Source organism: Flectobacillus sp. BAB-3569 (assembly GCF_002270355.1).
Classification (GTDB): domain Bacteria; phylum Bacteroidota; class Bacteroidia; order Cytophagales; family Spirosomataceae; genus Flectobacillus; species Flectobacillus roseus.
In genome coordinates, this window is record NZ_NJFZ01000021.1 from 1 (window position 1) to 22456 (window position 22456).

The 22456-nt window shown below is 37.5% G+C and carries 20 protein-coding genes; 12 read left to right on the forward strand and 8 right to left on the reverse strand.

The genetic code is table 11. The features are described 5' to 3' along the window. Positions 1-174 (reverse strand): Lrp/AsnC family transcriptional regulator (locus BWI92_RS19545; RefSeq protein WP_141234845.1); only part of this gene is annotated, 174 nt, incomplete at its 3' end. Between the two features lie 146 nt (positions 175-320). Here BWI92_RS19545 and BWI92_RS19550 point away from each other — a divergent pair. The 6 genes from BWI92_RS19550 to hmpA all read left to right on the forward strand — a co-directional run bounded on the left by BWI92_RS19550 (position 321) and on the right by hmpA (position 8557). After that, positions 321-2849 carry a serine hydrolase gene (locus BWI92_RS19550; protein ID WP_229363387.1) on the forward strand — a complete coding sequence of 843 codons (2529 nt, stop codon included), beginning with the start codon at positions 321-323 and terminating at the stop codon, positions 2847-2849. 90 nt (positions 2850-2939) lie between these two features. Next, positions 2940-3980 carry a DUF1611 domain-containing protein gene (locus BWI92_RS19555; protein WP_095165937.1) on the forward strand — a complete coding sequence of 347 codons (1041 nt, stop codon included), beginning with the start codon at positions 2940-2942 and terminating at the stop codon, positions 3978-3980. Between the two features lie 9 nt (positions 3981-3989). After that, positions 3990-5054, forward strand: coding sequence for a mandelate racemase/muconate lactonizing enzyme family protein (locus BWI92_RS19560; RefSeq protein WP_095165939.1), 1065 nt, complete (start codon positions 3990-3992; stop codon positions 5052-5054). A gap of 215 nt (positions 5055-5269) precedes the next feature. After that, complete coding sequence (locus tag BWI92_RS19565; RefSeq protein WP_095165941.1) at positions 5270-6640, forward strand: APC family permease; 1371 nt, start codon at positions 5270-5272, stop codon at positions 6638-6640. 111 nt (positions 6641-6751) lie between these two features. Continuing rightward, positions 6752-7186 carry an Rrf2 family transcriptional regulator gene (locus BWI92_RS19570; protein WP_095165943.1) on the forward strand — a complete coding sequence of 145 codons (435 nt, stop codon included), beginning with the start codon at positions 6752-6754 and terminating at the stop codon, positions 7184-7186. 183 nt (positions 7187-7369) lie between these two features. Next, positions 7370-8557 carry an NO-inducible flavohemoprotein gene (hmpA, locus tag BWI92_RS19575; protein ID WP_095165945.1) on the forward strand — a complete coding sequence of 396 codons (1188 nt, stop codon included), beginning with the start codon at positions 7370-7372 and terminating at the stop codon, positions 8555-8557. Positions 8558-8966: 409 nt separating this feature from the next. Here the strand turns inward: hmpA and dnaE are convergent, their stop codons facing one another. Then, positions 8967-12539: a DNA polymerase III subunit alpha gene (dnaE, locus tag BWI92_RS19580; protein WP_176464488.1), complete on the reverse strand. Its 3573-nt coding sequence runs from the start codon at positions 12537-12539 to the stop codon at positions 8967-8969. 66 nt (positions 12540-12605) lie between these two features. Then, the gene (locus BWI92_RS19585; protein WP_229363389.1) at positions 12606-13292 is read right to left on the reverse strand and encodes a DUF2461 domain-containing protein; all 687 of its coding nucleotides are present in this window, start codon (positions 13290-13292) and stop codon (positions 12606-12608) included. 164 nt (positions 13293-13456) lie between these two features. On the opposite strand from BWI92_RS19585, the gene trpS reads away from it, so the two are divergent. The 3 genes from trpS to BWI92_RS19600 all read left to right on the forward strand — a co-directional run bounded on the left by trpS (position 13457) and on the right by BWI92_RS19600 (position 15749). Further along, positions 13457-14431, forward strand: coding sequence for a tryptophan--tRNA ligase (gene trpS / locus BWI92_RS19590; RefSeq protein WP_095166097.1), 975 nt, complete (start codon positions 13457-13459; stop codon positions 14429-14431). A gap of 292 nt (positions 14432-14723) precedes the next feature. Further along, positions 14724-15281 (forward strand): phosphatase PAP2 family protein, encoded by a 558-nt coding sequence (locus tag BWI92_RS19595; RefSeq protein ID WP_095165947.1) that lies wholly within the window; start codon positions 14724-14726, stop codon positions 15279-15281. 33 nt (positions 15282-15314) lie between these two features. After that, a complete protein-coding gene (locus BWI92_RS19600; protein WP_095165950.1) occupies positions 15315-15749 on the forward strand; it encodes a DUF2147 domain-containing protein in 435 nt (144 codons plus the stop codon). A gap of 177 nt (positions 15750-15926) precedes the next feature. Here the strand turns inward: BWI92_RS19600 and BWI92_RS19605 are convergent, their stop codons facing one another. Further along, on the reverse strand, positions 15927-16943 hold the full coding sequence (locus BWI92_RS19605; protein WP_095165953.1) for an acyl-CoA reductase: 1017 nt from the start codon (positions 16941-16943) through the stop codon (positions 15927-15929). 220 nt (positions 16944-17163) lie between these two features. Here BWI92_RS19605 and BWI92_RS19610 point away from each other — a divergent pair, with 220 nt between their 5' ends. The 3 genes from BWI92_RS19610 to BWI92_RS19625 all read left to right on the forward strand — a co-directional run bounded on the left by BWI92_RS19610 (position 17164) and on the right by BWI92_RS19625 (position 20426). Further along, positions 17164-17511 (forward strand): 4Fe-4S dicluster domain-containing protein, encoded by a 348-nt coding sequence (locus BWI92_RS19610; RefSeq protein WP_095165955.1) that lies wholly within the window; start codon positions 17164-17166, stop codon positions 17509-17511. Between the two features lie 342 nt (positions 17512-17853). Continuing rightward, the gene (locus BWI92_RS19620) at positions 17854-18960 is read left to right on the forward strand and encodes a porin (protein WP_095165961.1); all 1107 of its coding nucleotides are present in this window, start codon (positions 17854-17856) and stop codon (positions 18958-18960) included. A gap of 128 nt (positions 18961-19088) precedes the next feature. Next, a complete protein-coding gene (locus tag BWI92_RS19625) occupies positions 19089-20426 on the forward strand; it encodes an ammonium transporter (protein WP_095165964.1) in 1338 nt (445 codons plus the stop codon). A gap of 162 nt (positions 20427-20588) precedes the next feature. Here BWI92_RS19625 and BWI92_RS19630 read toward each other — a convergent pair whose 3' ends face one another. The 4 genes from BWI92_RS19630 to BWI92_RS19640 all read right to left on the reverse strand — a co-directional run bounded on the left by BWI92_RS19630 (position 20589) and on the right by BWI92_RS19640 (position 22402). Beyond that, entirely contained in the window at positions 20589-20996 is a 408-nt protein-coding gene (locus BWI92_RS19630) for a hypothetical protein (protein WP_095165967.1), read from the reverse strand. Next, a complete protein-coding gene (locus BWI92_RS19635; protein WP_095165969.1) occupies positions 20975-21388 on the reverse strand; it encodes a HEPN domain-containing protein in 414 nt (137 codons plus the stop codon). Before BWI92_RS19635 ends, BWI92_RS19630 begins: the two co-directional genes overlap by 22 nt. A 71-nt stretch (positions 21389-21459) precedes the next feature. Then, positions 21460-21597 carry a hypothetical protein gene (locus BWI92_RS27385; protein ID WP_176464489.1) on the reverse strand — a complete coding sequence of 46 codons (138 nt, stop codon included), beginning with the start codon at positions 21595-21597 and terminating at the stop codon, positions 21460-21462. A gap of 10 nt (positions 21598-21607) precedes the next feature. After that, positions 21608-22402, reverse strand: a complete 795-nt coding sequence (locus tag BWI92_RS19640) for an HNH endonuclease (protein ID WP_095165971.1) — start codon at positions 22400-22402, stop codon at positions 21608-21610. Positions 22403-22456: the final 54 nt, after the last annotated feature.

Sequence of the window (22456 nt, forward strand, 5' to 3'; positions counted from 1 at the left end):
TTCAGGATTTACTAAGGCTACATATCCAGATATAACACCGTCTTTTTCTAACCGCTTGATTCGCTCAAATACAGGCGAGGTGGTTAGATTCAACATTTCGGCTAATTCTTTAATAGTTAGTTTGGCATTTTGCTGTAATAACTGAAGAATTTGTTGGTCGGTCGAGTCCAGCATAATATTCTGTTTAACAATTTAATCTTATGTTGATAAAGCAAAATATGCTTATTTTTTTGAAAATGACAAAAGTTAGCGGGGTATTTTTGAGTATTTTAAAGAATAAAATATAAATTTAAACTAAGTAATCAGCATAAATATCTGATATGATGCCTCTAAAAAGAAACTTGTTTTTGCTGCTTTTGGCAGTGTTTTATCCTTTTTGTAGGACAACAGCTCAACTGACTCCTCAGAAAATTGCTCAAGTAGATAGCGCCATGCGAGTGCTACACGCTCAGGGTCAATTTAGCGGAGTGGTTCTTTTGTCTGAAAAAGGGAAAATCAAGTTTCAAAAGGCACTCGGATATACAGATTACTTACAGCGCACTGCGCTAGATGCGGCTCAGCCCTTCAATCTTGCCTCAATTACTAAACAATTCGTAGCAACGATGACTATGAAACTCTTTGAGCAAGGGAAATTGGAATATGACCAAAAGGTCATCCATTTTATTCCAAATTTCCCTTATCAAGAGATTACCATTCGCCAGCTACTGACGCATACTTCTGGTCTTCCAGAATATTTTGACATGGCGATGAGCCACCTTAATACCCTCGATACGCTCACCAACGATAAGCTCATTCAATTACTCGTCGAAAAACACCCACCACTCAATTTTGCTTCTGGTACAAAATGGGAATACTGTAATACGGGATATTTACTTTTGGCAAGTATTATCGAAAAAGCATCGGGAACTTCTTTTGAACACTTCTTCAGCACTCAAATATCCCAGCCGTTTGGTCTAAAAAACACCTTTGTTTATTTTCTAAATGGTCCTAATCAAAACAAAAAACGTGTTTTAGGTTTTGAAAGAAAAAATGGGAAAGCTATTTCCAATGACCTCATTCTCTTGGATGGGGTTGTTGGCGATGGCAATATATACTCAAGCGCAGAGGATTTGAATAAATGGATTCAACTGGTTACAGAAAATAAAGTGCTAAAACCTGCCACTTGGGCGGAGGCTTTCACACCTGTTCAACTCAAAGACGGCTCAAGTTATCCTTATGGTTTTGGTTGGGGAATTTCCGAAAATGGTTTTGAACATACCGGCTCATGGGTTGGTTTTCAAAATGCTATTTTCAGAAATAACAAAACCCAAACAACTGCCATTCTGCTATCAAATGGAACAAACCCAATTTTTAGAAATATTCTCAAAAAAATACTTGCTGGTCAACCTTTTCATTTACCTAAAACACATTTAATCAAAAATATCAAATTGATAGATGGTACAGGGTTGCCAAGTCAACAAGTTCAGGTTAGGATTAAAGATAATAAGATTTGGGAAATTGGCAAATTAGAACCTTTTGTTGGCGAGACCGTAACCGATGGAAATGGACTAATACTTGCACCTGGGTTTATTGATTCGCATAGCCATCATTATGGAAGTTTAGACAAGACCCCCACAGCCATTCCCATGCTCAGCCAAGGAATTACTACCATTGTAATCGGTCAAGATGGTAGTAGCTATGCCATGGATAGTTTGAGCAAGTGGATGAAAGAAAAGCCTGTAGCCGTTAATGTTGCCTCTTACACAGGACATGCTACACTTCGCCAAAAAGTGATGGGACCACGAGGTTTGTACCGAACCGCGAGGCCTGAGGAGGTCGAAAAAATGAAAGTTTTGCTAGAAACTGAACTTCAGAAAGGTTCGATTGGCTTAAATACAGGTCTTGAATATGAATCTTCCTTTTTCTCGAATCGTGATGAAGTCCTTGAACTAGCTAAAGTTGCTGCCATCAACGGCGGACGTTATATGAGTCATATCAGAAGTGAGGATATAAATTTAACAGAGGCTATTGACGAAATTATTGATATAGGCAGAGAAGCAAAGATTCCTGTCCAAATTTCACATGGAAAAATAGCCCTTCGTTCTCAATGGAAATCTGCTCACGAAGTATTGGCCAAACTCCAAGAAGCTCGTGCAGAAGGAATTCAAATTACGGCAGATTGTTATCCATATACTTTTTGGCATTCGACTTTAAGAGTTCTTTTTCCTAAAAGAGATTACACCAATCTTGAGAGTGCCCAGATGGCAACTGAACAGCTTTTTGACCCCAAAGAGTCTATCATAGTTCGTTTTGCGCCAAACAAATCTTATGCTGGTAAAACGCTTGCTGAAATTGCTGGTTTACGGGGGAAAACAGAAGCTCAAACCTTGATGGACTTGGTAGCTGAAGCGGAAGCATTTGACAAGAAATACCCAGATTATGACGAAGGAATAGAAGCAATCATGGGTAAATCTATGGATGATGAAGATGTGGAGGCAATATTGGCTTGGCCACATACCAATATCTGTTCAGACGGAGCAGGAAGCGGACATCCAAGGGGACATGGGGCTTTTACGAGAGTATTGGGGAAATATGTTCGAGAAAAAAAGCTTTTCTCTTGGGAAACGGCTATCTATAAAATGACAGGACTAACAGCCGAAAATTTAGGTATCCAACATCGTGGACTTATCAAACCAGATTGTTATGCAGACATGGTACTATTTGACCCTGAAACGGTCGTAGACCATGCTGATGTAAAAAATCCTAAAGCTCTTTCATCAGGTATCAAAATGGTTTGGGTCAATGGCGAACTAGTTTGGCAAGACCAAAAGCCTACTGGAAAATTATCTGGTCAAATGATCAAACGATAACATTCATTTTTCACCTTAATATCTAATCCTAAAAGGGCAATCGCATTCATTTGCTTTTGCCCTTAATCAAGTAATTAATTACCTCTCTATATGAAAAAAGCTGTAGTATTAACCAACGGTTTATTAGAAACAAATGACGCCAAAACGGCGCATGGCTTAATCAGGGGCACCGAACGATTCGATATCGTTGGTGTAATTGATACGCCTAAGTTGTCGGGCAAAGATGCGGGAGAAGTTTTGGATGGAAAACATCGAAATATTCCTGTATTTGGTTCGTTGGAAGATGCTATTGAGCAATTAGCAGATATTCATTTTTTAATCATTGGTGTAGCGACTGTTGGGGGAGTGTTGCCTCCAGCCATGGTTGGAATCGTAGAAAAGGCCTTAGAAGCAGGTATTTCTGTAGTAAATGGACTTCATGAGTATTTGACGGATAATCCTGTTTTTGTCAAATTAGCGGAGGAAAAAAACTTGGAGCTCATAGATATTCGTAAGCCTAAGAAACGTCAGGATTTACATTTTTGGACAGGCGAAATCAAGCAAGTAGACGTGCCAATTGTGGCAGTGATGGGCATGGATTGTGCCTTGGGAAAACGTACCACAGCCAGATTATTACGTCAATGTGCAGCACAAAAAGGTATTTCAGCAGAAATGATTTATACTGGTCAAACAGGTTGGTTGCAAGGTGGAAAATACGGTTTTGTCTTTGATTCGACACTCAATGATTTTGTTTCAGGAGAATTAGAACATGCTATTGTATCCTGTTGGAAAGAGACTAAGCCCGCTTTTATTCTATTGGAAGGACAATCTGCCTTAAGAAACCCAAGTGGTCCTTGCGGCTTTGAGTTTATTATTTCAGGAAATGCCAAAAAGGTCGTTTTGGTACATGCACCCAAAAGAAAATATTACGATAATGACCCGCATTGGGGCGAAATACCTAGTGTAAGTTCAGAAATAGCATTGATACAACAACTAGGAGCTGAAGTAATCGCATTGGCTCTGAATACTGAAGATTGTACCGAAGAAGAATATCTTGCTTTTAAAGAAAGCTATCAAAAAGAGTTAGGCATACCCGTTGTATTACCACTTCAGGATGGGGTAGAGGATGTATTAAATGTGATTCTAAACTAACCTCAGCCTATGAAAATCGTTGCTATTCGTGCCTATATCAAATATTTGGCTCTCACCAAGCCTTATACCATTGCTTACAGTACATTTACAGATGTTAAATTGGTATTTCTAGAAATTGAACTAGAAAACGGTATCATTGGCGTAGGTTCGGCGAGTCCTGCCGAAGAAGTTGTAGGCGAAAATCCTGCTCAGACTTTAGCTTCTTTACAAACAGATTTTGTGCAAAAATTAGTAGGAAGAGATATCCGACATTTCCAACAACTCATTTTTGAAGCTCACCAATATTTTGGGTATTTGCCTGGGACATTGGCAGCGATTGATTTAGCACTTCATGATGCTTTTTGTCAATATTTAGGTATACCAGTGGTTGATTATTACGGAAGAAAAATAGAAGCTTTGCCCACTTCTGTAACGATTGGTATTAAGGGTGTAGAGGAAACCGTCGAAGAAGCAAAGGAGTATCTTTCGCTAGGCTTTTCGACATTGAAGGTAAAAACAGGACTAGATTGGCAAGAAGATTTGGAAAGAGTAGCTGCCTTGCGTAAATCGTTTGGCAATGCTATCACGATTCGAGTAGATGCCAACCAAGGTTATGACTTAGATACCTTACAAAAATGGTTTGAACATACCCAAAGTTTGGAGATCGAGTTGGTTGAACAGCCTATTCAAGTAGGACAGGAAAACAACTTGTATCAAACCTTAGATTTCGCATCGAGCATAGCTGCAGATGAAAGTTTGAAAGATGCATGGTATGCTATCAAGTTTGCTTCAGAACCCAAAAGATTCGGTATTTTTAATATCAAACTCATGAAATGTGGAGGACTTTTACCCGCTTTGGAAATAGCCCAAATTGCCAAAAATGCTGGAATTAGGTTATTCTGGGGGTGTAACGACGAAAGTATCGCGAGTATCACGGCTGCCTTGCACCTTGCTTATGCTTGTCCAAATTCAAAATATCTAGATTTAGATGGCAGTTTTGACTTGGCAGAGGATTTGGTAACAGGAGGTTTTGAAGTTAAAAACGGTTTCATGTATCTCAATGAAAAAAGTGGATTTGGATTTTCTTTGTTGTAGTAATAAATAGTAGTTATCAGTTATTAGTTAAAGGATATTTTCAAAGTGATCCATTAATATATAGTCCTCTTACTTGATAAATAGAACGAAGAATTTCTAAAGAGCACCATAAGTTTAATAGTCTGTTTTCTGAAGTATCAACTTTATTCACGATTGAATAATCTAATTTCATTCAAAAAACTCAAAACTCAGCATTCCTAACTCAGCACTCAACTATGTCTCTTCTCCAACCTAAAATAGGGCTTCGTTCGGCTAGCTTGCTTGTAGTAAGTGTGATTGTTGGTTCGGGAGTTTTCAAGAAAATAGCCCCAATGGCGGCTGAATTGGGTTCCCCTTGGTTGGTGTTATTGTGTTGGATTGTCGCAGGGCTTATCACCTTGGCGGGGGCGCTCACTACTGCCGAAATGGCAAGTCTCTTTCCTGATTCGGGTGGAGAATATCAATATTACCGAAAAGTGTACAATCCATTCTTTGCTTTTTTGTACGGCTGGGGCAATTTTACGGTGATGAAAACAGCCTCTATTGCCGCCCTAGCGTATGTTTTCGCAGAATCTTTTTATTCTATTTTTGCCTTAAAACTTCAGCCATATTCCATAGAGGCTCCTATTTTAATCAAGGCAATAGCAACGCTTTTAGTCGCCTCACTAACGTATGTCAACTTTAAGGGGTTGACCATTGCGGAGAAATTGAGTAATAGTTTGACATTTCTGATGTTTTTGGCTGTAGGTATCTTCGTGATATGTGGATTGTTTAGTCCGAAAGGTTCATGGCAAAATTTAAGTCATACTTCATCCTTAGAAATCTATCAAAATCGTACTTCGGGGTCTTGGATTAAAGCGTTATTTGCAGCTTGTCTTGGGGCATTTTGGGGATACGAAGGCTGGAACCATATTGGATTTATTGGCGAAGAGGTCAAATCTCCCCAAAAGAATTTGCCTTTGGCTCTAACTTTTGGGACGCTTGCCGTTATACTGATTTATGTGTCGCTCAATCTTGTATATCTTCGAGTATTGCCTATTGAGGCATTTATCCAAATAAATGAAAATCCCAATACTATTGCGGCTATTGAAGTTGCCAAGGTAATCATGGGACCAATTGGAACGATTTTATTGGCGTGTTTAATTCTGCTCACGACTCTCAATGCCACGAATGGGACTATTTTGATGTCGGCAAGGTTGTTTTATGCCATGGGTAGAGATAAGCTGTTTTTTAAGCAAACTGCACATATTCACCCGATTTATAAAACTCCTTCTTTTGCCTTGCTATTTCAAGCTTTGTGGTCAGTGCTATTGATTTGGTCTGGCAGTTTTGATCAACTGACAGATATGTTGGTTTTCGCTTCTTTCATCTATTATGGCGCTACAGCATACGGAGTTGTCCTATTTCGTCAAAAAGAACCAACGCTCAAACGAGTCTACAAAGTAGTGGGTTATCCCTATATACCGATTGTTTTTATTTTGTTTTGCTTGGTTTTGGTCACTGTCACATTGTTTACACAACCTGTACAAGCATTTTCTGGCTTGGCACTAATTGCCTCAGGAATACCTTTTTATTTTTACTGGAAGAAAAAAGAAAGTAAAAATTAAGAATGCCTTTTTCGGGAATTTCGGAGAAGGTATTGTGAAAAAATACAATAAAAGACTTTTTTATCTTTTATTAATGATTTATCTTTGTCATGTTAATTAACAATAGTATTTATGTTTTCTAAAACTTGTGAATATGCCATCAAGGCCAGTATTTACATTGCTTCCCAGTCTTTAGCACAAAAGAGGGTGGGGATAAAAGATATTGCCCAAGCCATAGAATCGCCAGAGGCTTTTACTGGAAAAATCATGCAGGTTTTATCCAAGAATCATGTTGTGGCTTCGGTAAAAGGCCCACACGGAGGATTTGAAATTCTCGAATCGGCGATGAAGGAGAAAAAATTGGCAGAGGTAGTTCGCGCAATGGATGGTGATGATATTTTCAAAAGTTGTGGATTAGGTCTAAAGGAATGTTCCGGAGCAAATCCTTGTCCTTTACATAATCAATTTGCTAAAATTAGAGCTGACATTACTAAACTTCTTGAAACTACCACTTTGTATGACGTAGCAACAGGTTTGGCCGATGGATTGACTTTTTTGAAGCGTTAGTCTTATGGGTGATTTCTCCAAAATTGATTGAAATTTTACTAATGGGTAATCCTTTTAATATGGGTTAAAACCTTTTGAGAGTTTGCAGTTTAATTTGATTAATCACCTTTTAAACATTTTTTCAAACATATTTTTTTAACCGTATAGAAGATTAAAAGGTCTTTTATTCTTTATTGTAAAATTATGGCAAGTGCAAAAACTATAGAAATCGTAAAGGCTACTGTGCCTGTGTTAGCCGTTCACGGTGAGGCAATTACGAAAACTTTTTACCAGTTGTTATTTGAAAGAAATCCTTCTCTCAAAAATGTGTTTAACATGACGCACCAAGCACACGGAACACAACCGCGTGCCTTAGCGAATGCGGTTTATGCGTATGCTGCCAACATCGAAAATCCAGCAGTTTTGGCAAAAGCAATAACCCAAATTACACAGAAACATACCAGTTTATCCGTTACTCCAGAAATGTATGACATTGTGGGTACCAATTTATTGGAGGCTATCAAAATCGTTTTGGGAGATGCTGCTACGGCTGATATTATCAATGCTTGGGCAGAGGCTTATCAAGAATTAGCAAACTTATTGATTGGCATCGAAGAGAATATCTATCAAGAAGCTGAGCAACAGGAGGGTGGTTACCGTGGACAGAAAAATTATACAATTGTCAAAAAAGAGGAGGAATCGAGTATTATAACTAGTTTCTTTCTAAAACCTTCAGACAACTCTGCAATACCGCCTTTTAAGGCAGGGCAATATGTGGCGGTTAATGTGGTTATTCCCGACGCAGAGCACACCCACACACGTAATTATAGTTTGTCGGGTTGTACGACGCAAAATACGTTAAGAATCTCGGTAAAAAAAGAATCTGGTCATCCAGCAGGAGTTGTTTCTAATTATTTGCACGAAATAGCACAGGTTGGCGATATCATCAAATTGGGTATTCCTGCGGGAGAATTTGTATTAGAACCGACACAAAAACCAATTGTTTTGATTGCTGGTGGAGTGGGTATTACCCCATTGATGAGTATGTATATGGATTTGTTTCATCATGCCGAAAATGAAGTTTTGTTTATTCAGTGTGCTAAAAATGGCGAAGTTCACGCTTTTGGACAAAGAAGTCGTCAGTTGGCGGATAAAAAGAAGAGTTTGAAAGTGATTTCAATCTACGACGAACCCTCATCGACTGACCAACCAGATTATAATGGTTTGCTTACACCAGAAATTCTAAAAGCCAATATCTCATCGCTTGATGCAGAATATTATTTCTGTGGACCAGTACCATTTATGAAACAGGTAATACAGATGCTTTTGTCGCTAGAAATTCCAGAAGGTCAATTACATTATGAATTTTTTGGTCCAAGTGGGGATTTGTAGAGAAATAAAAAGTGAACATGATAGAACTGTTTATTTTAATATTTCTGAGGCTTATCTGATGCTTCAGCTTCTTAGGAGCGAAGGTTTTTAGCAAAGAATCGCTATCCTGAATTATTTTAAAAAGCGCCGTAGCTGCGACAGACTTCCATATAATTGGCTTTCTGTCGCAGCTACGGCGCTCAAAGAGAATATCAGCTAAATTACTAGTTCAAGACTTAGTCTTGGACTCAATTTTTTATACAGTTTATAAACTGAAGCAAAAGATAGTCCGAGACCAAGTCTCGAACTAGGCAAGTGTTACCTCTCTACTTCTAAATTACAAACTTTAACATAATTACTAAAGCACAAATCACTCACTCGGTGATTATTCACTTTGTGCCTTTGTTCCTTTCTAACTATGCCCTTCCAATTAATTCAACTTAAAAGTAATGCCATTAATTTGCTGAAGTTCTTCCAAGAATTCATTATTGGGAGAAATTTTATTCTTCCTTGAGAGCATAGTAACCTCCACTTTGTCTTCAGGATCGACAACTTTCACAGAAACACTACATGTACCTTGATGTTTTAGGAAAAGTTGATTCAAAGATTCTACTATCATAGAATTTACAGACTGCAATCCTAAAGTAATACTGAGTTCTTTGGTGTATTTATCCCGAATTTCTGAAAGCAATTGCATACTCATAGGTTTATATTCCCAGTCGTCAGGCTTGCCCCAACGGTTGCGAACGGTACCTCGTACATACAAAAATCTATCTTGAGAAACGTATTTCGATAGGTTCACAAAATCCTCACCAAAAAGCGCAAACTCATAACTGCCATTATAATCTTCCAATGTGAACAACATAAATGGATTTCCATTTTTAGAATATCGTTCCACTACTTTGGTGACAATTCCTCCTACACTAACCTCTTTTCCACGATAAGCAGGATCCATTACTTTATCCAAAGTGGTGGTACAAAAACTATCAAGCTCTAGTCGATAGGTATCGAGCGGGTGACCTGAAATGTAAATCCCTACGACATCTTTTTCGAACTTCAATCGCTCCATTTGAGACCATTTTTCGATACTCGGAATTTTTGGTTTGGCAATATCTGCCCCGCCACCATCACCCAACATTCCGAACAAAGAAGCTTGGGCTGAAGAAGCTAGTTCCGTGGATTTGTTGGCATAACGGATAATTTTTTCAATAAAGGTACTACCTTCACTTTCTTCAAAATAGATGGCTCGGTGGATTTCTGGATAACAATCAAATGCACCTGCATACGCCAAACTTTCTAGCGTTTTCTTGTTTACAGTTCGTAAATTTACACGAGTCACAAAGTCATAAATATCCTTGTAAGGACCATTTTTGTCACGCTCCTCGATAATTGATTCTACAGCCGCATCACCAGTTCCTTTGATGGCACCCAAACCAAATCGAATTTCTCCTTTTTTGTTTACGGCAAAAGAACGGTAAGATTCATTGATGTCTGGTCCCAACACTGGCAATCCCATTCGCTTACACTCTTCCATAAAGAAAGTAATCTTTTCGATGTTGCCTAATGAGTTAGACATCACGGCAGCCATATACTCCGAAGGATAATGCGCTTTGAGATAACCAGTTTGGTACGCTACAAATGCATAACAAGTCGAGTGAGATTTGTTGAAGGCATATTGTGCAAAGGCTTCCCAGTCTGTCCAGATTTTATTGAGTTTGTCTTCAGGATGTCCTTTTTCTTTGGCACCGTCCACAAACTTACTTTTCATTTTATCAAGTGTGTAACGGTCTTTTTTACCCATCGCTTTTCTCAGAACGTCGGCATCTCCTTTTGAGAAACCTGCTAGTTTTTGAGATAAAAGCATCACCTGCTCTTGATAAACGGTAATTCCATAAGTATCTGCCAAGTATTCCTCCATGTCGGGCAAATCGTACGAGATTTCCTCACGACCATGTTTACGAGCAATAAAGTTGGGAATATAGGCAATAGGACCTGGTCGGTACAAGGCATTCATAGCAATTAAATCCGAGAATTGATCGGGCTTTAAGTCCAATAAGTGCTTTTGCATACCACCAGATTCAAATTGGAAGGTAGCGTTTGTTTCGCCTCGTTGATATAATTCGTAAGTTTTTACGTCATCGAGCGGAATGGTATCTAAATCAATTTCTACACCATAGTTTTGCTTAATTAAACGAAGGGCTTCTTTTAGGATTGAAAGCGTTTTTAAACCCAAAAAGTCCATTTTGATTACCCCAGCATCTTCAATGATTTTACCTTCAAATTGCGTAATTAATAAGTTTACTTCTTTTGAAGTTGCAACTGGCAAAATTTCAGTTAAATCCTTTGGCGCAATGATAATACCCGCAGCATGAATACCCGTCCCACGAACCGAACCTTCCAATACCAAGGCTTCTTCTAGTACTTTCGAACGTAAAGAACCTTCTCGACGAATTTCACGAAGTTTCTTGACGTTTTCGATATCTTCAGCTTGTAATTGTTCTTTTTCAGCAAGTGATTTTTCACCAACAAGTGGGGCATTCATTACGCGGTTCAAACTAGTGCCGGGTTTATCAGGGACTAGTTTTGCAAGTTCGTTGGATTCATTCAATGGTAAATCCATCACACGAGCTACGTCTTTGATGGACATTTTGGCAGCCATTGTACCATAGGTTACAATGTGTGCAACTTGCTGTTTACCATATTTATCTACTACATAATCAATTACTTTTTGGCGACCCTCGTCATCAAAGTCCGTATCAATATCGGGCATTGATTTACGGTCAGGATTCAAGAAACGCTCAAATAGGAGATTGTATTTGATTGGGTCAATATTGGTAATACCGATACAATATGCCACCGCCGAACCCGCCGCCGAACCACGACCTGGACCCACAAATACTCCCAAGTCTCGACCAGCGTTGATAAAATCTTGTACAATCAAGAAGTAACCCGCAAATCCCATCGTTCTTACCACGTGTAACTCAAACGCCAAACGTTCCTTGATGTGCGGTTCTTCCCAATTTTCACCATATCGGTTGCGAGCACCTTCCCATGTAAGGTGTTCGAGATAATCGTCTTGAGAAACAAAACCTGCTGGAATCTGATAATTAGGAAGCAAAATATCTTGCTTCAGTTTCAAGTGGTCACACTTGTCAACGATTTCGTTGGTATTATCAATTGCCTCTGGAATATGGCTCCAAAGGTCAGTCATTTCTTGAGTTGACTTAAAATAGAATTGGTCGTTGTAAAAGGCAAAACGTTTTCCTTTTACACTTTCACCATCATCAACATCCTTATAAGTTGGGGTTGATTGCTTTTCCCCTGTGTTGATACAAAGTAAAATATCGTGTGCGTTGGCATCCTTTTGGTCGAGATAGTGAGAGTCATTCGACGCAATTACTTTTACATTGTATTTTTTGGCAAACTTCAGTAAAACCTCATTTACCTTTAGTTGGTCAGGAATTTCATGGTTTTGTACCTCGATGTAATAGTCCTCACCAAAGAGGTCTAGCCACCATTTGAATTCTTTCTCAGCCTCTTCTTCACCATGTTTTAAGATAGCTTGAGGAACAGAAGCACCGATGCAGCACGTAGTCGCGATTAATCCCTCATGATATTGTAGAATCAATTCTTTATCGATACGAGGATATTTACCATATAAACCCTCAATGTATCCCAACGAACAAAGTTTGACCAAGTTTTCGTAACCTTTGCGGTTTTTGGCCAGCATTAATTGGTGATTACGACGGTCTTTTTGGTCTTTTGAAAAGGATTTTTTGTGACGGTCTTCTACAACATAGAACTCGCAACCCACGATAGGTTTGACGTCTCCATGTTTGCCTGCTTCTGCCACAAATTGGAACGCTCCAAACATATTTCCGTGGTCGGTAATAGCCACAGCTGGCATATTATCAGCCTTGGCTTTGGCAAAAAGCCCAGAAATTTTTGAAGCTCCATCGAGTAAGGAGTACTGTGTGTGACAGTGTAAGTGACTAAATTGCATAATTTCTAAGGGTAATATTGGCAAAGAAATGGTTTGGAAAAACCTATTTCAGAATTAATTTCTTTCCTACAACAACTGAATATCTGGCTCTTCGTGGTCGAAGAAAATGACATTCAGGTAATCCAAATAAGGTTTTAACACTTTACAGGTTTCAGTGACTTGCTCCACAAAGTTGGGCGAAAGCACCTCTTCGTTTGTAAATTTTTTCCAGAAAAACATCTGTTTCCATTTCAGTAATTCAATTTCTGGATGGTTTTTATCATACCCTTTTGGAGAAGTTTTTACTTTCTCACCTTCAGGCGTTCCAAAGGTTTTGACAAAAAGAGGATCAAAGATAATACCTTTTAGACTTTCTGGACTAAAATCTATTTCTTGACGGAATGCCGCGAGTTGTTCTGCTGTTGGAGAATACATACCGCCACCCAAAAAGGAGCCTCCATCTTCTATATGTAAATAGTAATCCATTTTACCTGACTTACGACCACCTTCCGAAAAACTGGCCGAGAGCCAAGTTTTGTAAGGGGCTTTGTTTGGAGAAAAACGGACATCACGAGCAATTCGATAATTACAGTCCTTAATTTTTACGCCAGACAGGTTTTCAAACGTTCCAATGGTATTTATTAATTCTTGGATGGTTTCTTCAAAACTTACTTTTACTCCTTCGTATTCTTTCTTGTTGGCGTGAAACCATTCTCGGTTATTGTTGATTTTGAGTTGATTAAGGTATTCAAAAGTTTGTTGAGTAATGGCCATATTTTTACTTTTTATAGATTTGTATCAGTTCTTATTTGTGAAGTTACTCAAAATGTTCAAACCATGATTTGACGGATTGGAGGAATTTGTGGAATTTTGTACAAAAATGGACTCGAAGCTTGCGAAGGCTTCAATATCACAAAGAACCAATTAATCCTTCTAGCATGAGAATACTAACAGGCATTCAAGCATCGGGGCGTCCACATTTGGGAAATATTTTGGGAGCGATTCGCCCAGCCGTAGCCTTGTCTAAAGAACCAAATAATGAATCATTTTTGTTCATTGCCGACTTACATACTTTAACAAGTTTGAAAGATGGTGATGCACTTCGTCAAAATACTTATGCTATTGCAGCCGCATGGTTGGCTTGCGGATTTGACCCTGAAAAAAACTTTTTCTACCGTCAATCAAGATTGGCTGGCTATCATACCGAATTGATGTGGTATCTTAATTGCTTTACGCCATTTCCTATGTTGGCCAATGCGCACAGCTTCAAAGAAAAATCTGAAAAATTAGCTAGTGTAAACGCTGGTTTGTTTACCTATCCAGTTTTACAAGCAGCAGACATCGTTTTATATGATGCTCACTTGGTACCTGTTGGCAAAGACCAACGCCAGCACCTTGAAATGACTCGTGATATTGCGTCAGCATTTAACCGCCAATATGAAGAGGAGGTTTTGGTATTGCCAGAGGCAAGAATTGATGAGTCAGTTATGACGATTCCTGGGATTGATGGACAAAAAATGAGTAAATCTTATGGCAACTTCATTGATGTATTTTTACCTGAAAAGGAATTACTAAAAGTTGTTAAGAAAATTGTTACAGATACCACTCCTTTAGAAGAACCTAAAAATCCTGATACTTGTAACGTTTTCAAATTGTATGAATTAGTCGCAACTACAGAGGAGATTGCTACAATGCGTGAAAAATATTTGGCTGGTGGCTTTGGCTATGGTCATGCCAAACAAGCATTGCATGAAGTCTTGGTGCGTGAGTTTGCAGAAGAAAGACGTTTGTTTGAGTATTATATGAACAACCTAGACGAGCTAGAAGCAAAATTGAAAATCGGGGAAGCCAAAGCAGAAGAAATCGCCAAAGCAACGATTGAGCGTGTGCGCAAAGTGTTGCGATTTGTTTAAAATACTCAACCGTGTCATGTGAGTGTTGAGTTTTGAGTGTGTTTGTTAATATCTTGATATTCAAATTCACAACTAGTATTGTACAAAGGATAATAAAAACCATTTATTTCGGATATCGGATATTGGATTTCGGAAGTGTAGACTTCTATATTTTGTGAAAAATAAAGGTATTTTACTTTATTTCCGAAATCCCAAATCTGCAATAGTTTAGAGTCCACTCATACCTACACGATTTTGACACGGTTTATTTTCTCTTCATCCATCTGTTTCAGATTAAGAATAGACTCATTTTATGTTGGAATCTCTCAAATCTTTTGATACACAAGCCTTTCTTTTCCTGAATGGTATTCATCATCCTGTCATGGACGGTTTTATGAGTTTGATGACCAATAAGTTTACATGGATACCCTTGTATTTATTTTTTCTTTATTTTATTATTAAACAAGAAGGTAAGTCAAGTTGGAAAGTCTTGGTAGCGATCTTGTTCTGTATATTGATTTCGGATCAAGTTTGTTCAGGATTGCTCAAACCTTGGGTAGCTAGATTACGTCCTTGCCATGAGCCAAGTTTAGCCAGTTTAATACATTTGGTAGGAGGTTGTGGAGGACAATTTGGTTTTTGTAGTTCGCATGCTGCCAACAGTTTTACTTTGGCCGTATTTCTTTATTTACAGTACGGAAAGCAACACGCTTGGGTCAAATTTTTATTTCCTTGGGCAATAATTGTAAGTTACAGCCGTATCTATGTTGGAGTTCATTATCCTGGTGATGTAATTTGCGGAGCGATCATTGGCTCTATTGCAGCTTATGGGGTATCAAAAGTGTATCCTAACATTCTGAGCTCAAAATAGTTTACTCTTTAATAATACTCAATACGAAAATCTATGAAAATTCTCATTAACCTCTTTGGAATCGGATTTATTTTGTTGTTTTCTCATTTTTACAAAACAGAAAGCTCTTCTGTAGAAGGAATGTGGCTAACGGCGGATAAGCTTTCCAAAATTCAAATCTATGAAGAAAACGGAAAGTATCATGGAAAGATAGCTTGGCTTAAACAACCTTCGGTTAACGGAAAACCTGTTTTGGATACCAAAAATCAAGATGAGTCATTGCGCAATAAGCCCATGTTGGGTTTGGTCTTACTGAAAAACTTTATTGCAGAATCAAAGAATACTTGGAGAAACGGGACTATATATGATCCAAGAAGTGGTAAAACGTACGACTGTATCTTGACGCTCAAGAATTCGAATACTTTAGATGTGAGAGGATATATCGGTAAACCAATTTTTGGTAAGTCGGTTACTTTTACGAGAGAATAATCTCTTGAATTGAGAGAATTGAGATTGAGTGAATGAGTGATTTTTTCATCAATGTCTTCGTATCCAATGATAGGTTATCAACAAAAAACTGCGGTCGAAAACCCATTTCGACCGCAGTTTTTTTGTTAATAATCACTCAATCGCTCAATCAAAACTCACTCAATGCAAACAAAATCCTCACATTTCTAACAAAAACTTTATTGTATCTACGCCATCGGCATAGTCATCCAGTTTAGGACATTGTGAATCTCCGAATGAAACTGAATTTGGGAACCAGCTATCTTTGGCTACGATACATTGAATTTTCTCTTCATGAACCGCTAATTTTTCTGTCAAATCTTGCTCATTTTCATATTCTTCATAAAAGATGACAGAAATAGGCGAAACCAGATTTTCGCTTGGCGTTGCTACCAAGAATCCATTATCAAAATGTTTTACGCCATTAATCAAGTAGATTGATTTATTGTAATCGTAATTATTTTTGTATTTGTGATTCAAGAAAATGTCACCTAACGGCTCGATTGCGTCATAAAAGCTGATAAATTCGTAACCTTTTGGAACATACAATTTAGACACATTGCGACAGCCCAGTCCGAAGTACGAAGTAATATCTTGTCCTAGCGCCAAAAAGTCCTCTGTAGTTTCATCACCCTTGATGATGCCTAACGAACTACGGTTTTTACGAATAATATGTGGTTTGTTACGGAAGTAATATTCAAAATATCGAGCAGTGTTGTCAGAACCAGTAGCGATCAATGCATCCACATTTTTCATTTGTTCCGCAAATTCGATTGGAAGTTCTGGGGCAAACTCCAATAATTTTGAAATAAGTCCTCTCATCAAGGCAGTATCTTGCGAACTAAGTTTTACAACACTGATATTTCCCGAAATAAGGACACAAAACAAATCATGAAAACCCACCGCAGGAATATTTCCAGCCATGATTAAACCCACTTTTTTAGGAGTTGGGTTTTCATTTGGTATTTGATAATTACCAATCCAACGACGAATAGCAGTCTCGTCTAAGAAGTAATTAGCAATAGCCTCGATCGCTGATCGAGTATTTTCAGGGGTAAACCAATTGTTTTGATGGTAAGCTAAATCTACCCAAAGTTCAATTTCTGATTGATTTTTTGCGTCTTTCAAAAAGCGTCCAAGCGCTACAAAAGCCTCAATTCTTGCTTCTAATGTCATAATCATTCGATAATTTTCACAAAGGTAATCAAAAAGAGGAAATAAAATTTTTACAATAGTCTTCAAACTATCTAGTCTATTCGCTGTTTAGTTATTAAATTTGTGGCTAGTTATCAGTTATCAAAACCATTATCATAAATTTTGAATTTAGCGCGATAATCTTTTCCGATTAACCGATAGCCATAAACCGATAACGTTTTAATCAATTATTTAAAAAGCTATGGCAATTATTATCACTGAGGAGTGTATCAACTGTGGAGCCTGCGAACCAGAATGTCCAAACACTGCAATCTATGAGGGTGGTGTAGAGTGGACTTGGTCAGGTGGGACAAAATTGGTCGATGTTGAATTGGAAGACGGTACTGTTATCAACGGTAAAGAACCAATGGCTCCGGTTTCTGACGAGTTTTACTATATAGTATCCGATAAATGTACTGAGTGTATGGGATTCCACGAAGAACCACAATGTGCAGCTGTTTGTCCAGTTGACTGTTGTGTTCCAGACCCAGAGTATGTGGAAGACGAAGAAACATTGTTGGCTAAAAAAGCATGGTTACATGCTGAGTAACATGGTATAGTACAATTGTACTGAAAGGCTCTAAGCCCCAATTTCGAAAGAAGTTGGGGCTTTTTTATTGGAAAAATCCAAAAAAATATCAAAATGTGCAAAGAATAATATTTGGCATATTGATTGATTTGCCAAATATGTTTAAAAACGAACTTGTTTGTTGGTTTTTTATGCAAAAAGGGATAATATTGGTTTATAAAAAGATTGATTTTGGATTATTTTTTGAAAAATAGCAGAAAATAGGTTTAAAAATTATCTAAAAAATTTGGATTAATGATTTTTACCTATAATATTTGCACTGTAATCAAGCATTAATAATTAATCAATTAACCAAATAATATTATGAAAAAGACTTTAACGGCATTATTTTCTTTGTTTTTGGCAGTTCCAGCATTTTCTCAAGAAAAGGAGGAAGATAAAGGTAAGTTTACATTCTCTGGATACATTGATTCTTACTATTTGTCAAACTTCAATAATCCAAGAGATATGAAGAACACAGGTGCTTCTGGTACAGCTAGAGCATTTGATCAGAAAACAGGTTTCTCTTTAGGTTTGGCTCAAACTAAAATTGGATACTCAACTAGCAAATCTGATGTTGTTGTAGACTTGGCATTCGGTCCGAACGCTGACTTAGGAAACTATGGTAACAACATTGGTCCATTAGGAAAAGACGGATCATCTTCATTGATTATCAAACAAGCTTATTTCAACTGGAAGGCTACAGATAAATTTACTTTAACAGCTGGTCAGTTCGGTACACACATTGGCTATGAAGTAATCGATGCTCCAGCTAACTATCACTACTCGCTTTCGAACTTATTTAATAATGGTCCTTTCTACCATGTAGGTGTTAAAGCTGCTTATGCATTCTCTGATAAATTTGCTTTGATGGGCGGTATCGTAAGTGGTGTTGACCAATTGTATAGCAACAACAATAAACCAGGTTTGATTGCACAAGTATTTGTACAACCAACAGCAGGATGGAATGTATATGTTAACGGTATCACAATCAACCGTAACTCAAAAGATCCAGTAACAGGTGTAACACCAACAGGAACTTACAACTTGTTAGACTTGACTACAACTTACCAAGTGACTGATAAATTCTTATTCGGTTTGAACGCAGCAACTGGTGAGCAAGGTGGTAAAACTTGGGGTGGTGTAGCATTGTATCCTAAATATGACTTCTCAAGTACATTTAGCTTAGGTGCTCGTTATGAATCATTCTCTAACAAAGACGGTGTTACTGCCTTGATCGATGCAAATGGTAATGGTGTAAGTGTAAATTCATTCACAATTACTCCTACATTTACAGTAGCAGACGGACACTTGTTATTGAAGCCTGAATTCAGAGTTGACTCTTACGACAAAAACTTCTTCGTAGATGGTGATGGAAAAGACACTAAGTCTCAGTCAACATTTACTTGGGCAATGATTTACAAATTCTAATTAAGATATTACAACTAAGTCAGGAATATCTATCCCTTTATTCCTGACTTAATTTAAGATAATTGTCAAACGGCAACGGTTGACATTCTCTGAAAACAAAATCCATAAACCCTAAAACTTTTAGTATCATGACACAACAAAAACCAACTTGGATCCCAATGTTGATCCTCTTGGCAATTGCGCTTTTTGCTGCCTTTGGTGTTCCAACTCCAGGTCCTGCTGTAACAGAAGGTCTTGACACTGGTGACATCGCATGGATGTTAGTATCTGCAGGTCTTGTATTATTAATGACACCTGGTTTGGCTTACTTCTATGGTGGTATGGTTAACCACAAAAACGTAATCTCAACAATGTTGCAATCATTTATTGCAATGGGCGTAATTACTTTGATTTGGGTAATTTTTGGTTTCTCATTAGCATTTGGTAGCTCAATCAATGGTCTTATCGGAAATCCATTTGAGTATGCTTTCTTCAAAGGTGTATTTGATGGTAAGCCTTGGTCATTAGCTCCAACAATTCCTTTTGCTTTGTTTGCTTTCTTCCAAATGAAGTTTGCTGTAATCACTCCAGCTTTGATTTCAGGTGCTTTGGCTGAACGTATCAACTTCCGTGCATTCGTATTGTTCATGGTATTGTTTTGTGTAGTAGTATATGCTCCATTAGCTCACTGGACATGGCACCCAGAAGGTTGGTTGTTCAAATATGGTGTTCTTGACTTCGCAGGTGGTACTGTAGTACACATGTCAGCAGGTTGGGCAGCATTAGCAGGTGCTATTTACTTGAAACGTCGTAAGTCACACGTAGAAGCAAACATCCTTCCTCCAGCAAACATCCCTTACGTATTGTTAGGTACAGGTTTATTATGGTTCGGTTGGTTTGGTTTCAACGCTGGTTCAGCAGTAGGTGCAGGTTCTTTGGCTGTTTCAGCTTTCGCAACAACTCACGTAGCAGCGGCTTCAGCAGGTTTGTCATGGGTATTATTTGATGTAACTCGTGGTCGTAAAGTATCAGCATTAGGTTTCTCAATCGGTGCAGTAGTTGGTCTAGTAGCTATCACGCCAGCATCTGGTTTTGTATCAGTTCCAGCAGCTATCTTTATCGGTACAGTTTCAGCAATCGTTTCTAACATCGCTGCTCACTGGAGAGCTAACTCTAAATTGGATGATACATTAGACGTATTCCCTTGCCATGGTACAGGTGGTATGATGGGTATGTTGTTGACAGGTTTGTTTGCTTCAAAAGCAATCAACGGAGCAGTAGCAGAAGAAGGTTTGTTCATCGGTGGTGACGCTTCTTTGTTCATCAAACACATCGTAGCTTTGGTTGTAGTTTCAGCTTTCGCTTTCTTAGCTTCTTACGCATTGTTGTTCATCACAGACAAAATTATTCCATTGCGTGTGACAGAAGAAGAAGAAAGAGTAGGTTTGGATATCTCACAACACGACGAATCTTTAGTAGAAGTTTAGGATTAATAACTATACAAGCATGACCACAAGTAATGGTTCTTGTGGTTTTGTTTCAGAAAAAATGCCCTCAGACTATGTCAGAGGGCATTTTGTTTTTTTGGGAAATGATTATTAAAAAAGCCTACTGATATGGCAGGCTTTTAAGGAATTTGTTATCAAGATTTACGCAACCTGTTTGTTCGACAAAACTCTATACAACATTGCATCTTCTATAATAACACCATTAATGCTATTTTTTCGAAATCTAATGTTCGATATGTCTTTTCCAGTTTTTATGGCAGTTTTGAAGAGACTAAAAATTGGACTGCTCACGGGTAAAATAGAAATATCTTCAAAAGCAATTAAGTTTTCTTTAATAGAATTTTTTTGAAGAACATCCAAAATTAACTTGTAAGCAAACCTAGGACCTTTTGTATCAAAAGTAGGAGAGACGAATATCAGTTTCCATTCTTCAGTTTCTTCAAAGAGAAACCAAAAAGCACCAATTATATCAGGAATTATTTTATCAAGTTCTACGAGAATTTTTTCGCCTACTTTAATATTTTCTTCTACCAATATTGCTTTAGCCATTTTAATACACCATTTTGTCTATGTGAAACTGCTCTATATAAATCCTCCGCTTGTACTCTACTACTAAACTCATATCTCTTAATTTCAGACCAGTCTTTAACAATATTCCAATTAGTCTTCAAATTCATGTTTGCAGCAATATCTTGATCGAATTGTGCTTTCAAATTACTATACCTTAGTAATTGGGTTAAATCATGCGTGTAGACATTTATGGCAAATGTTTTATCTGGAAAGGTGTTTTTGGGAATACTTTTAGCAATTACAGCCTTTAGAGCACATTCAATACAGTAACCGCAAAGATAATATCCTCCATCATAAAACCCGCCATCAATTAGATACTTAGACTCTTTAAGTCTCTTTTTTGAAAGATTTTGAAGTTCTTCTCTTGTCATTTGTGAATAATCTAGGTGGAAATTTTTAAATAAATCTTACGCTCATTTGACGGGATTTATCCTTAAAGTAACTAGGTATTGAAAATGACTTTAGGGTCAATATTTTTATTATAAGAAAAATATCTCTTACGAGGATTATGCTCGTAAGGAATCATATCACGCCAAGCGATACGCTCAACGTGCCATTCTAGTTTTATTGGTGTAGACATTTAGTTTTTTTTATTGTTTATCAATCCTTGGTCCTCGATTAAACACTTTATAATAATAAATTGGATAAAGCCTTGCAAATGGGTCATTATTTAAAATATTGTGAATCCAATCGGAATTAAGTCTGTTTAATAAGTCAACCTGAAAACATATTTCATCTGTTTTAAAACAAAAGATCAAACTTGAAAATGTTTCAATAAATTTTATTTCAATATGTGATTCCTTTAAATGATTTATTATTGACTCCTCGGGTATATCAATCATTTCATTAACCCCAAATGAACTTGTAATTATTGGCCATTCCTTATTATCAAGACCTAAAATAAACCGCCTTAAATTTTCTAATTGTCCATCGTACTTGTTATAGATCTCAATTTTAGAATGATATAATGCTTCTATCGCAATTTTAAAAAATAGTTTCGTACACGGGGTGCTTTCATCTCTGTCAAACGTCCCTACAATTAGGTCGTACAAATCAGTTGATCCTTGCTTCTTAATTAGTTTAACCTTACCTCTGATTTCTACAAAACCTTTTCTAAAATTTTGATCACCATTTATTTTTAAGCCATTTATCTCTCCGCTCGCAGGTTTCCCTTTTTTTGAAGGAATACTATATCTTGATCTTTGCATAACCAAAGTACTAAGCGTCAATGCCTTTTTTTCAAATTTTGAAAATTTTTGGTTACAACGATCACAAATTTTACCTTTCTGACATAAGTAAAGTTTATTTCCTAAGGATTCAGGAATTATGTGTTCTATACTTATTGCTGAGTTTAAATCATGGCACACGATACAGTTTACATCCATAGTATATCTAATTTGTAAAATTCACTCTCTCCAACTCCTCCCTATAAATCAAAA